General features: G+C 67.8%; 10 protein-coding genes, 1 tRNA gene and 4 pseudogenes. 9 read left to right on the top strand and 6 right to left on the bottom strand.

Annotated features, from left to right (window positions below; all coding sequences use genetic code 11):
• From E1P53_RS20465 to E1P53_RS20805, 5 genes and pseudogenes are all read left to right on the top strand, one after another.
• Positions 1 to 708: pseudogene (locus E1P53_RS20465) on the top strand (hypothetical protein); the annotation flags it as partial.
• A 257-nt stretch (positions 709 to 965) separates the two neighbouring features.
• Entirely contained in the window at positions 966 to 1,484 is a 519-nt protein-coding gene (locus E1P53_RS12990; RefSeq protein ID WP_244941119.1) for a SipW-dependent-type signal peptide-containing protein, read from the top strand.
• A 268-nt stretch (positions 1,485 to 1,752) separates the two neighbouring features.
• Positions 1,753 to 2,526, top strand: coding sequence for a signal peptidase I (locus E1P53_RS12985; protein ID WP_244941118.1), 774 nt, complete (start codon positions 1,753 to 1,755; stop codon positions 2,524 to 2,526).
• Between the two features lie 242 nt (positions 2,527 to 2,768).
• Complete coding sequence (locus tag E1P53_RS12980) at positions 2,769 to 3,977, top strand: hypothetical protein (protein WP_244941176.1); 1,209 nt, start codon at positions 2,769 to 2,771, stop codon at positions 3,975 to 3,977.
• Positions 3,978 to 4,045: 68 nt separating this feature from the next.
• A complete protein-coding gene (locus E1P53_RS20805; RefSeq protein ID WP_230823374.1) occupies positions 4,046 to 4,267 on the top strand; it encodes a hypothetical protein in 222 nt (73 codons plus the stop codon).
• Positions 4,268 to 4,576: 309 nt separating this feature from the next.
• Here E1P53_RS20805 and E1P53_RS12975 read toward each other — a convergent pair.
• Positions 4,577 to 4,649: transfer RNA gene (locus E1P53_RS12975), tRNA-His, on the bottom strand.
• Positions 4,650 to 4,860: 211 nt separating this feature from the next.
• Positions 4,861 to 5,319 (bottom strand): annotated as a pseudogene (orn, locus tag E1P53_RS21050) (oligoribonuclease); the annotation flags it as partial.
• A 113-nt stretch (positions 5,320 to 5,432) separates the two neighbouring features.
• Here orn and E1P53_RS12965 point away from each other — a divergent pair.
• Positions 5,433 to 7,025: a helicase HerA-like domain-containing protein gene (locus E1P53_RS12965; protein ID WP_131733698.1), complete on the top strand. Its 1,593-nt coding sequence runs from the start codon at positions 5,433 to 5,435 to the stop codon at positions 7,023 to 7,025.
• A 53-nt stretch (positions 7,026 to 7,078) separates the two neighbouring features.
• Here the strand turns inward: E1P53_RS12965 and cmrA are convergent, their stop codons facing one another.
• Together cmrA and E1P53_RS12955 are read right to left on the bottom strand one after the other, a co-directional pair.
• On the bottom strand, positions 7,079 to 7,885 hold the full coding sequence (gene cmrA, locus E1P53_RS12960) for a mycolate reductase (RefSeq protein ID WP_006898434.1): 807 nt from the start codon (positions 7,883 to 7,885) through the stop codon (positions 7,079 to 7,081).
• Positions 7,886 to 7,983: 98 nt separating this feature from the next.
• Positions 7,984 to 8,253 (bottom strand): annotated as a pseudogene (locus E1P53_RS12955) (NADPH-dependent 2,4-dienoyl-CoA reductase); the annotation flags it as partial.
• Between E1P53_RS12955 and E1P53_RS12950 the strand changes: the two are divergent.
• The 3 genes and pseudogenes from E1P53_RS12950 (at position 8,197) to E1P53_RS20790 (ending at position 10,920) form a co-directional block, all read left to right on the top strand.
• Positions 8,197 to 9,672: a carotenoid oxygenase family protein gene (locus tag E1P53_RS12950; RefSeq protein ID WP_131734511.1), complete on the top strand. Its 1,476-nt coding sequence runs from the start codon at positions 8,197 to 8,199 to the stop codon at positions 9,670 to 9,672. The pseudogene E1P53_RS12955 and the gene E1P53_RS12950 overlap by 57 nt on opposite strands.
• A pseudogene (locus E1P53_RS20795) lies at positions 9,614 to 10,338 on the top strand (thiolase family protein); the annotation flags it as partial. The gene E1P53_RS12950 and the pseudogene E1P53_RS20795, both read left to right, overlap by 59 nt.
• 210 nt (positions 10,339 to 10,548) lie before the next feature.
• Entirely contained in the window at positions 10,549 to 10,920 is a 372-nt protein-coding gene (locus tag E1P53_RS20790) for a beta-ketoacyl-[acyl-carrier-protein] synthase family protein (RefSeq protein WP_244941188.1), read from the top strand.
• Positions 10,921 to 10,935: 15 nt separating this feature from the next.
• Here E1P53_RS20790 and E1P53_RS12940 read toward each other — a convergent pair whose 3' ends face one another.
• Both E1P53_RS12940 and E1P53_RS12935 read right to left on the bottom strand, forming a co-directional pair.
• Positions 10,936 to 11,574, bottom strand: coding sequence for a trypsin-like serine protease (locus tag E1P53_RS12940; protein ID WP_131734510.1), 639 nt, complete (start codon positions 11,572 to 11,574; stop codon positions 10,936 to 10,938).
• Positions 11,571 to 11,885: a hypothetical protein gene (locus E1P53_RS12935; protein WP_181954833.1), complete on the bottom strand. Its 315-nt coding sequence runs from the start codon at positions 11,883 to 11,885 to the stop codon at positions 11,571 to 11,573. Before E1P53_RS12935 ends, E1P53_RS12940 begins: the two co-directional genes overlap by 4 nt.
• Positions 11,886 to 12,105: the final 220 nt, after the last annotated feature.

Below are 12,105 nucleotides of genomic sequence, written 5' to 3'. Positions count from 1 at the left end.
CGGGTGGCCGGCTCGGTCAATCTCCGGCTCCGTCCCTTCGTCAAGCTCGCGAACAAGGTCGACTACGGCAGGGTGGCGCGCGTCCTCGACCTCATCCCCGACGAGACCGGCATCGCCGAGGTCGGTGCCGCCATGTGCCGGATTCTCGACCGCGTCGACCTCGAGCGTGCCGCCGACCTCCTCGGAGAGATCCAAGAGCTGACCTGGTCGGCCGCGGGGGCCGCCGGGGCTCGCCTCGGGGCGGCATCTCTGCCCGATACCGACATCGACGTCGCAGATGTGGTCGACGTCGGCAGGAAGCTGGTCTCGCTGACGGTGGACACGGCCCGCGACCCCGACGAGGGCGATGACGCGCACACGGGGTTGTTGTCCGAGCTGATCTCACCGAGGTTCAAAGAGCTCGCCAAGGATCTGACCAGGATCGTCGCAAAGCAGGCGATCACGGATCCGTCCGCGATCATCCGCGACGCGGTCACCGCCAAGGAGTTCTACTCCGGCCATGCGCACACCGATTACGCGCGGTTCGTCGTGGACGAGCTCGGGCGCACTGCGATCGCCTGGCTGGGGGACTGGCTCGCGGAGAGCATCGACGCAGCAGCCGATGTCCGAAGAGAGCAGCGCCGCGGTAGGCGTGAGTGCTGCCGGGGCGCCGGGAGACGTTGCGAGGTGGCGCCGTCAGCGGAATATTTCGATTTGGAATGGGCGTGATTCCTGACACGCATTGCCAATACTCATTGTCGAAAATTCTGGGACATTAGTGATTTGGTCGAATGACCAGGGTTCGATTTGTCCAGAATAAGCCGGTTGTGGATCGGTGCGGCCATGATCCGCCCGTGCAATAACGCACCGACGGGTGAGTGGATTCACACGTTCGGGTTTGCTGATCGATGACGCGCAAAAGCACAGTAAGTCCGGTTACCGGTGGGTAGAAATCCTGCCCACCCCGCAGAGATTGTGTAAGGACGATGACGAACAACTCGACCCCCGGAAATGCACCTCTGACCGACGAGGAACGCGTCCGCAAGAGCCGCAAGCGCAAGGCGATCCTCGCGTCGGGAGCCGTTCTCGGCGTCGGCGCCGTGGTCACCCTCGCCGCCTGGAACGACACCGTGTTCGGCAACGGCGAGTTCGGGGTCGGGAAGACCGCCTGGAACGTGCAGGGCAGCATCGACGGCACCAATTACAACGAGTACGCGACCGGCCCCGGCGGCAAGATCGCCTTCTCCGCGACGCCGATCGACGCGCTCAATCTGATGCCCGGCCAGACCACCACCGGGAAGTTCTGGCTCCGGGAGACCAATGGCAATCTCGACGGGCTGGTCACCATCCAGGCTCCGACGATCACCCCGTCGCCGAACTCGCTGGCCGATGTCCTCGAGTTGACGATCAAGGACTCGACCGGCACGTACGTCGACAAGAAGAAGCTGAGCAGCCAGGGCGCGTCGACCACCATCACCGTCCCCAAGGGGAGACGAAGGAGCTGACCTTCGAGGTCACGTTGCCGGCGACCGCCAACCCCAACCAGATCTCCGACACCTCCGCCGAGGCGGTGTGGGAGATGAAGGCCGAGAGCGCCGAGGCCTGACGGGCGGACCCGGCCCGGGACCAGCGGTCGGCGACCCTTCGCCGCACTCCTCCCGGGGCGGGCCCCTCGGTCGCCGGGGACTCTCCGGTCCAGGACCCATTTCCTCGGTTTCGCGCCGAACCGACCACGCACAGAAGTACTCGACCCAGATCTCGAAAGGGCACTGCATGACCACGACCGTGAAGCCGGGTAGCGGCAGAACAGGCGACATCAGCGGCTCGTGGAAGCAGTTCGGACCGCCCGGAGGCGCCCATGTGGTGCCGAGGGCGCGGCAGGTGCCGACCCCGCCCCCGGTCGTCCCGACAACGTTCGTCCCGCCGTCGGAAGCCCCCACCGAGCCGATCCCGGTGGGTGTCCGATTCTGTTGCGGCCGAGGCGAACTGCTCGGACGAGAACCGGGTCGGCCTGGCTCCGGACCCCCCACGTCGCGGCGTCCGCGGTCGCGACGCCTCGGCGACGCGGTACTGAACATCCTCGCGGTGTTCGGCGTCCTGTGCATCGTGCTGACCGTCGTCGCATTCGTCGGCAACTATTCGATCATCCTGTTCAAGACCGGTTCCATGGACCCGACCATCCCTCAGGGATCGGCCGCCGTCGTCCACGAGATCCCGGCCGCGCAGGTGAAGGTCGGCGACATCGTCACCGTCGACCGTGGTCCCGGTCTGAAGCCGATCACCCACCGCGCCATCTCGGTGACGCCGATCGGCGGCGGCCGGGTCGAGATCGAGATGCAGGGCGACGCCAACCCGAACCCCGATCCCGAGCCCTACCGCGTCTCGACGGTGAAGAAGGTGCTGTGGCACGTGCCGGGCCTCGCGAGGCAGGTCGTGTGGTTGTCGCACCCGTACGTTCTCGCCGCCATCACACTCGGTGCAGCGCTGTTGGTCCTGTGGACCTTCTGGCCGAAGCCGTCCACAGGCCGACGTCCGGACGACGCGTAGACCGGCCCCCAACCCCGCACAGCCGCAATGCCCTGCGCCGCAGGGTGCTTCCCCTACCAGACATATCGGTCCACCCATGAACCTCAGCAAACGCAGCAAGATCTTGATCACCGTCGTCGGACTCGTCGCGATCCTCGGTGTGCTCGGCCAGGCCACCGGCGTGCTCGCCTCGTGGAACGACAAGGTGTTCGGGATGCGCCGTTTTCGGCAAGGCGCCGGCCACCGACGGGTACGCGCGGTCGGTGACGGGGGAGGTTCACACCGAACGCGTGATCACCTCGAACTCGTTCGAGGTCACCACCGCTACCCACACCTTCGCCGATCAGGGTTCGAGCATCGTTCCCGGTCCGGGGGAATGGTTCACGAACTCGAAGTCGGGGCTGTTCAGCTCTGGTGTGGTTCGGGGAACCGGACGGTCTGCCGCGGCTTGGTCGCGCGACGGCGGGAACATCGCGGCGAGTGCGGAGAGCCTGGCGAAGGACCTCGAGATCATTCCGCGATCCACGGCCATCGATCCGTCGGATCGGCTGTCCCTGATGGACACCACCGGCGAGTTCCGGGCCGCGGTCAGTTGCGAGTCGGATGATCACGGCAGGACCGTGACGACACGTGCCGAGGCTCCGTCCGGGTCGCCCATCGAGATCGGGATCGGCTCCAACAACTACTACTCCGTGCCGCAGGCGAACCAAGAGGTCGTCATCGATGACGACGCGGTCGGCCTGCACGTGGCGGGCACGCTGCGTAGCATCGTGCGGCAGGAACCGGACTACGCCGTCTCCACCCTGGTCCTCGACATCGACATCCAATCCGCCTTGTGGCCGCACGTGAGCTTCTGGACCGTGTCGATGCAGCTGGTCCGCGCCGAGTGCGGCATCGGTAGATCGCTGCCGGCGGTGGACTCCGACACCACACTTCCCGCGTCGCGGATGGCGATGGCCCGCCTGGCGCCGGACTCGGAAAGTGCCTCGCCATCCCGCTCTGTCGAGAGTTCGTCCTCGACGAGCTCGGCGTCGAAGAGCGCGGAGGGTTCCGAGTCCGAGAGCTCGGGGGCCTCATCCTCGGAGGAGTCCGAGAGTTCCTCCCCGGCAAGTGCTTCCGAGAGCACGTCCGCCGACACCCCGGTGGCCGGGCGGGGGTCGACAACACCGTCGGACGTCGACGTGGGCAGTCGCTTCCCGATCGTGGCGAGCGACGGCGCCGACCTCGGCTCGGCGACGATCCAACAGGTCGAGTCCGATGCCCCGTCGGAGGGTGCGCCCGCGACGGTGGCGGTGAAGATGTCGATCACGACGTCCGATGCCGGCGGAGGCCACCGGTTGTTGTCTGTCTCGTGGAAGGACTTCGGTGCGATCGTCGGGGGAGTGGAACAGGATGCCGGCCGGGCGTCGGGCGGTCCGTCGCCGCAGCTGCCCGAGGAGCTGGAGCCGGGCGCACCTACACCGGGTGGGTGACGTTCACGGCCCCGAGCGTGGCGGGCAAGGCGATCTGAAAGCCCTCGGGCACAGCGGGATTCAGGTTCGTGTTGCCGGAACCCACGGTGCCCGTCACCACGACGACCAGTTCGCCCGCGCCGGTCGTCGAGACACCTCAGACGAGTGAGCCCCGAGCCGCAGCGCCGGCCGAGGTGGCGCCCGCCGCCGAGGACGAGGGGGCCGAGGACCCGGAACCGGTGCCGACCCCGGAGGAGGAGTCGCGGTCGAGTTCGGACGACTCCTCGCCGGACTCCTCCGAAGACGAGTAGCCGAGCAGCGGCGGCGATCCCGTTGCGTCTGTGCCCGCGAACCGGTCTCAGGCGCAACGGGATCGCTGCTGTCGAGCCGGTGGCGTGTGCGCGGTGACGCATTCGGGAACATCGTCCGTTGGGCCGGATCGATGTCGCGGGCGACACGGTTCCGAGGCGGCGACACCGATCGAGGTCGACGATCCGGATCGGTGTCGCGTGCGACATCGGTTCCCGGGTCGTCAGGCCCGGATGGCTGCATTGAGCGCGAAGCGGTCGGCTCGAAAACCAGAAGTGGGAGGCCGCGTGTGCGACCTCCCACTCATCAGGGGTGGATGACGGGACTCGAACCCGCGACAGCCAGGATCACAACCTGGTGCTCTACCAACTGAACTACATCCACCATCGACGTCTTCGACCCGGGCTTTCGCTCCTGGCCTCAGAGCCATGAACACTCTAGCGGGTAGATGCCCCGGAACACCAATCGGTATTCTGACCTGCCATTTCTCAGGCGGGTCCGAGCTTCTCGACGATCTTGGCGAGGGCATCGGTGCCGGGCCCGGGGGAGGCACGAACGCGGCTTCCCGGTAGTAGCGCAGCTCGCGGATCGACTCGCGGATGTCGGCGAGTGCTCGGTGGGCCAGCCCCTTCTCCGGCTGACCGAAGTAGATGCGCGGGTACCAGCGGCGGCACAGCTCCTTGATCGAGCTGACGTCGACCATGCGGTAGTGCAGGTATGCGTCGAGTTCGGGCATGTCGCGGGCGATGAAGTTGCGGTCGGTGGCGATCGAGTTACCGGCAAGCGGGACGGCGCCGGGCGTCGTCACGTGCTTGCGGATGTAGTCGAGCACCATCTTCTCCGCCTCGGCCAGGGTGACCGTCGACCTGCGCACCTCTTCGGTGAGCCCGGAGTCGGCGTGCATCTTCTTGACCACGTCCGGCATCGCGGCGAGCGCCTCGTCGTCGGCGTGGATGACGACGTCCACGCCGTCACCCAGGATGTTCAGGTCACCGTCGGTGACCAGCGCCGCGATCTCGATCAGTTTGTCCGATTCGAGTCGCAGTCCGGTCATCTCGCAATCGATCCACACCAGTTTGTCCTGCACCCGACAACCTTAGCCAACGCGGCGCGACATGACCGCCGCGGAGCCGAACCCGTGGGCACCTCGCGGGCTATCGTGTCCACGTGACCGAAGCCCTCAGCCCTGCCCAGTCCATCGCCGCCGGCTACGCCTTCACCTCGACCTCACTGGAACTCGGATCGGTGTCGGTGGACGGCCAGGTCGATCCCGCCGCCGCCGTGCGCATCCCGCTCGCGATGATGAACCGGCACGGACTCGTCGCGGGCGCCACCGGCACCGGCAAGACCAAGACCCTGCAGCTGCTGGCCGAACAGCTCTCCGCGAACGGCGTGCCGGTGGTCATGGCCGACATCAAGGGCGACCTGTCGGGACTGAGCCGGCCGGGCAGCAGCAACGACAAGATCGTCGAACGGTCACAGCAGACCGGCGACGACTGGCAACCCACGTCGTACCCGGTGGAGTTCGTCTCGCTCGGCTCGACCGGCATCGGCGTACCCATCCGCGCGACGATCACGTCGTTCGGACCGATCCTGCTCTCCAAGGTGCTCGGCCTCAACGCCACGCAGGAATCCACCCTCGGACTCATCTTCCACTGGGCCGACAAGAAGGGGCTGCCGCTGCTCGACCTGAAGGACCTGCGGTCGGTCATCGCGTTCCTCACCAGTGACGAGGGCAAGGAGGAGCTGAAGAACATCGGCGGCGTCTCGCGGCAGACGGCCGGGGTCATCCTGCGGGCCCTGACCAACCTCGAGGCCGACGGCGGCGACACGTTCTTCGGCGAACCAGAGATCGAGCCCGCCGACCTCATCCGCCTCGCCCCGGACGGCCGCGGCATCGTCACCCTCTTCGAGCTCGGCGCGCAGTCCGCGCGCCCGGTGCTGTTCTCCACGTTCCTGATGTGGATTCTCGCCGACCTGTTCCAGTACCTGCCCGAGGTCGGCGACCTCGACAAGCCCAAGCTCGTCTTCATCTTCGACGAGTCGCACGTGCTGTTCGACGACGCGTCGAAGGCGTTCGTCGACCAGGTGGAGCAGACGGTGAAACTGATCCGCTCGAAGGGCGTGGGTGTGTTCTTCTGCTCGCAGCTGCCCACCGACATCCCCAACGAGGTGCTGTCGCAGCTCGGCGCACGCATCCAGCACGCGTTGCGCGCCTTCACCCCCGACGACCAGAAGGCGCTGAAGAAGACGGTCAAGACCTATCCGGTCTCCGAGGTCTACAAGCTCGAGCAAGCGCTGACCTCGCTGGGCACCGGCGAGGCCGTTGTGACGGTGCTGTCGGAGAAGGGTGCGCCGACGCCGGTTGCGTGGACCGTGGTCCGCGCACCGCGGTCGTCGATGGAGGCGATCGGCGACGAGGCGATCACCGCGGCCGCCAAGGCGAGCCCGCTGTACGCGAAGTACGGGCAGACGATCGACCGCGAGTCCGCCTACGAGAAGCTCGCCGCGAACACCCTGTCCCCGGGCGAGGCCGCCGATGCCCCGGCGCCCGCGCCCATCCCCGTTCCCGCACCGGCGCCGGTCCCGGCGCCCGCTCCCGCCCCGAGGGCGCCGAAGCCCGCTCCGGAGGAGCCCGGCATCCTCACCGAGGTGCTCACGAGCAAGCCGATGCAGAGCTTCCTGCGGTCGGCGGCCAGCGCCGCCGGTCGGGAGTTCAGCCGGGCGATCTTCGGGACGGGGCGTCGCCGGAAGCGGTGAGCGCGCCGGCGGTGTGGGCTTCGTGAGCGCTCACCCGGCGCGGTGTCGGATCGTCACTCGGCGCTGAACTTCTTGTAGAAGCCGCCGACGATCGGCGCCACGATGGCGCGCGGGGTGTAGCCGCCGGCCACCGACATCGCCTTCGACAGAGTGCCGGGCACGATGCGCATCTTGTTGTGCTCCAACGCATCCAGGCTCATCTCGGCCACCTTCGCCGAGCTGTGCCACAGGAAGTCGGGCACCACCTTGTCGACGATCGAGGCCTCCTCGGGCGACGGGGTGTGGGTGCGCACCGGGCCGGGGGCCAGCAGTGTGACGTGCACGCCCTGACCGGAGACCTCACCACGGAGCGACTCGCTGAACGTGTTGACGAAGGCCTTCGACGCCGCATACGTCGCGTTGTTGGGGATCGGCATGTTGCCCGCGGCCGAACCGACCATCAGGATGCCGCCGGCGCCGCGCTCGACCATCTGCGGGAGCACCGCGAGCGTCAGATCGTGAACGGCGTTGACGTTCAGCCGGACCTGGGCGCGCTCGTAGTCGGGGTCGAGTTCGGCGACCGGCCCGAAGGTGGCGATGCCGGCGTTGTTGCACAGGACCGAGATCTCGCGTCCGGCGAACTCGGCGGCGAGGACCTCGACCCTGGCGGGGTCGGACAGATCGACCGCGCGGACCTCGACGGCGACGTCGTGGTTGCTGCGCAGTTCGACGGCGAGTTCTTCGAGGAGTTCGCCGCGGCGGGCGACGAGGATGACCGAATGGCCGCGGGCGGCGAGGACCCGGGCGAGCTCGCGTCCGATGCCGGAGGAGGCCCCGGTGACGACGGCGCGGGCGTTTTCAGAAGGCGGCGGTACCGGCATGTGCGCAATCGTAACCGCCGTTGCGTCCGGGTCCGTGGAGGAGTCGGGACGCAACGGCGGTGACGCGAGTGGGGTGAGATGACCGAGCGGTCAGTCGATCCGGCGGCCACCTCGGTGCCCTGTCGGATGGCCCGCTTGGCGTCGAGTTCGCCCGCGTGGTCGGCGCCGCCGATGACGTGGGTCGTCACGCCCGCGAGGGTCAGCGGATCGACGAGGTCGCGCACCGACTCCTGGCCGGCGCAGATGACCACGTTGTCGACCTCGAGGAGGCGGGTCTCGGTCACGTTGCCCTCGTCGTCGCGGAAGCTCAGGTGCAGGCCCTGGTCGTCGATCTTGTCGTAGGTCGCGCCGCTGATCTGCTCGACGAGTGGAAAGCGGACGACCTGACCGTCGTCGAGGGCGAGATCCCCACCGATCTCGACGGCGTGTACCTGCGCAACACCGAGAACCCGCTGCACCCGGCGATCAAGAACTACCACCCGTTCGACGGCGACAGCATGATCCACGTCGTCGGCTTCCGCGACGGAAAGGCGTTCTACCGCAACCGCTTCGTGCGCACCGATGGCCTCCTCGCCGAGAACGAGGCCGGTCACGCCCTGTGGGCCGGGATGATGGAGATGCCCGACTGGGCGATCCGCGAGGACGGCTGGGGCTCTCGGCGTCGGATGAAGGATGCGTCGAGCACCGACGTCATCGTGCACCGCGGCACCGCCCTCACCAGCTTCTGGCAGTGCGGCGACCTCTACCGCCTCAACCCCTACACGGCCGAGACGCTGGGCAAAGAAGACTGGAACGGCAAGTTCCCGTATCACTGGGGCGTTTCGGCGCACACCAAGGTCGACGAGGCGACCGGTGAGCTGCTGTTCTTCAACTACAGCAAGGAGGCGCCGTACATGAAGTACGGCGTCGTGGACGAGAACAACGACCTCGCCCACTACGTCGACATCCCGCTGCCCGGGCCGCGCCTTCCGCACGACATGGCGTTCACCGAGAACTACGCCATCCTCAACGACCTGCCGATGTTCTGGGATCCGGCCGGTCTCGAGCACGGCATCCACGCACCTCGCTTCTTCCGCGACATCCCCTCCCGGTTCGCGGTGATCCCCCGGCGCGGGCAGACGTCCGAGATCAAGTGGTTCGAGGCCGACCCGACCTACGTCCTGCACTTCGTCAACGCCTACGAGGACGGCGACGAGATCGTCATGGACGGCTTCTACCAGGGCGAACCCGAACCGCAGCGCAAGGCGAAGACGTTCGAGGAGAAGGTGTTCTCCTACCTCGCGCTCGACAACCTGCAGACCCGGCTGCACCGTTGGCGCTTCAACCTGAGCACCGGCGCGGTGAAAGAAGAGCCGCTGAGCGAACAGATCACCGAGTTCGGCATGATCAACGGCTCGCTCGGCGGCCGCCGCCACCGCTACGTCTACGCCGCGACCGGCAAGCCGGGTTGGTTCTTGTTCAACGGTCTCGTCAAGCACGACCTCGAGACCGGACGCGAAGAGCAGGTCTCCTTCGGCGAGGGCGTGTACGGCAGCGAGACCTCGATGGCACCTCGCGTCGGCAGCACCTCCGAGGACGATGGATACCTGGTCACCCTGACGACCGACATGAACGAGGACGCGTCGTACTGCCTCGTCTTCGACGCTGCCCGGGTCTCGGACGGCCCGGTGTGCAAACTGCAACTGCCGGAGCGGATCTCGAGCGGCACGCATTCGACCTGGGCGTCGGGTGAGGAGTTGCGCCGCTGGCGCGACGCCGAGGACCCGGCCGCCGCGGTCGGCCTCTGAGCCCCTCCCCCGTCACCTCGTCCAGCCGATCACCGGTTCGGGAAGGCAGAACTCGTTGTCCCAGTTCGCATCCGACGTCCTCGTCTACGACGCCGTCCGCACCCCGAAGGGACGCCTGCGGCGTGGCGGCGGGACTCTCGCAGACGTCTCCGCCTACGAGTTGCTGGCCACGCTGCTGCGGGCCATGCAACAGCGCAGCCTCGACGCCGACCTCGTCGAGGACATGATCATCGGCACCAGCACCGCAGCCGGCGAACAGGGCGGCGACGTCGCGCGTGCAGCCGCACTGTGGGCGGGGTGGCCGGACACCGTCCCGGGCGGAGCGGTCTCCCGGCTGTGCTGTTCGGGTCTCGACGCGATCGGCACCACGGCGGCCAAGGTGGCCTCCGGTATGCACGACCTGGTCGTCGCCGGGGCGTCGAGTCGATGTCGCGGGTTCCGATGCTCTTCGACAAGCCGGCCTTCGCATTCGAGGGCGAGCTGCAGAATGCCACCGGATACGTGACGATCGGCGTCGCCGCCGATCTCAACGCCGCCGATGCCGGCCTCACGCGCAGCGACCTCGACGCCTATGCCGTCCGGTCACACCACCGTTCGGCCGCCGCACCGGCGTCGGACTCGGTCATCCCGATCGGCTCGGACGACGCCGTCGTCCTCGACCGCGACGAGGGTGCGCGTCCCGACGCGACTCTCGAGGACTTCGCGGCGCTGCCCACCCTGTTCGGCGAGGACCCGTCATGGGACCTGGTCGCCCGACAGATCCCCGACTCCCGGCGCCCCGAGGGCGGCCTCCACACGATCGGCACCGCACCCCAGCTCTCCGACGGCGCCTCCGCGGCGGTACTCGGATCGGCCCGCGCGGCGTCGACCACGGGTATGCGTCCCATCGGCCGAATCCTGGCCGCCACCCAGGCCGCCGTCCGGTCGCCGCGCCTCACCGCCGGGGTGCAGGAGGCACGCGACGCGCTGGCCCGCGCCGGCATCACCGCCGCGGATCTCGACGTGGTCGAGGCCAACGAATCGTTCGCGGTCTCACCGCTGCTGGTCGAGCGAGAGCTCGGGCTCGACCCCGACATCGTCAACCCGTGCGGCGGGTCGGTCGCCACCGGCCATCCGCTCGGCGCCAGCGGCGGCACCATCCTGGTGAATGCGCTCGATCAGCTGGCACGAGTCGACGGGGAGTTCGCGCTGCTCGTCATCCCGGGCGGCCTGGGTCTCGGCGCAGCCGTTGTCGTGCAACGGGTCTGACGAACCCCGGCTCGGCTAGCGCAGTCGCATCGGCAGCCGTGAGACCGGCGCGATGAAGGTGTGCTTGTCGTCGCCCGACGACAGGATCCCGACCACTCGGCCGTCGGCGTCGCGGACACCCGCACCACTGTCGCCGCTCTGGGATCGCAGCGTGGTCTTCACCGAGTAGGTGTCCTGTTCCAGAAAGAAGGGCGGCGCGAGGGAGAAGCCCTGCGAGGTGATGAGCTCGGGCCGGGAATCGATGATCTGCCCGGTGCCGTGGCCGGTGGTGATACCGAACTTCGAGATGGGTTGTCCGGCTTCGAGAACAGCGTTCCACTCCACGACATCCGGCTTCGTCGCAACACGCGACGCGAGGGTGATGACGGCGATGTCGAGCTTGCGGGTGATCTCGTTGGCGGTGATCTTTCCGATCGGGGCCCCACCCCGGTCGTACACGACCTGTCCGACTTTGCCGCAATGGCCGGCGGTCAGCGCCTTCGTCTCGGAGACAACGGCTCCCAATGTGCAGCTCGACGCGGTGATCAGCGTCTCGTCGACGTTGATCTCCATGCCGGCACGCACCTTCGGCACAGCGGCATCAGCGGTCACGGCAGGCGCCACGACCAGACCGGCAGTCGCCGTCAGGACTGCCAAGAATCTCCAGCGCTTCATCGTATTTCCCCCGTCGGATGAATGGTGAGTCGAACCGGTCGGTACAGCGGGGTCGCCGGACCGCAGTTGGCCGGGAGCACCGCTGCCGTCCCGTGCGGCGGGACGACGGCGATCGACGGATAGCTCAAGCCGTTGGTGCACTGGTGTCTCCCGTACCCGATGCCCCAGGTGTCGCCGTGGTTGGTGCAGATCGCGCCCGCACAGGTGATCAACGGCGCCGCCGACGCGCTTCCGACCCCGGGCACCGATGCGCCCGTCCCGACGGCGAGGGCCACCCCGACGCCACCCAGGCGTATGGATTGCTTTCTCATACAAGGGGTCTCCCTGTCGAATGTGCAGACGACCCGATCGTGGAATGTGGTCAGGCGAGAGCCACCGGATCGACGGTGACCGTCGGCGGAGTCATAGTGGGTCGCTTGCCACAAGCCGACACGGATGGCATGGCTCCGAAGATCCGTTGCCCGCAGCGGCATCGAAGTGCGAGGCGCTCCAGGCGTCAGCCACGCCTTCTCGGCCGCTGCCGGCGGCGAG

It is taken from the genome of Gordonia paraffinivorans, assembly GCF_900683595.1.
Lineage (GTDB): Bacteria > Actinomycetota > Actinomycetes > Mycobacteriales > Mycobacteriaceae > Gordonia > Gordonia paraffinivorans.
Note: the sequence above shows the minus strand (reverse complement) of the source record. Positions and strands in the feature narration are given on the sequence as shown.

Bases quoted from the DNA above. Each gene is read 5' to 3' on its own strand.
- E1P53_RS12990 (WP_244941119.1), top strand. From the start codon at position 966: ATGACGAACAACTCGACCCCCGGAAATGCACCTCTGACCGACGAGGAA.
- E1P53_RS12985 (WP_244941118.1), top strand. From the start codon at position 1,753: ATGACCACGACCGTGAAGCCGGGTAGCGGCAGAACAGGCGACATCAGC.
- cmrA (WP_006898434.1), bottom strand. From the start codon at position 7,885: ATGCCGGTACCGCCGCCTTCTGAAAACGCCCGCGCCGTCGTCACCGGG.
- E1P53_RS20790 (WP_244941188.1), top strand. From the start codon at position 10,549: ATGCGTCCCATCGGCCGAATCCTGGCCGCCACCCAGGCCGCCGTCCGG.
- E1P53_RS12940 (WP_131734510.1), bottom strand. From the start codon at position 11,574: ATGAAGCGCTGGAGATTCTTGGCAGTCCTGACGGCGACTGCCGGTCTG.
- E1P53_RS12935 (WP_181954833.1), bottom strand. From the start codon at position 11,885: ATGAGAAAGCAATCCATACGCCTGGGTGGCGTCGGGGTGGCCCTCGCC.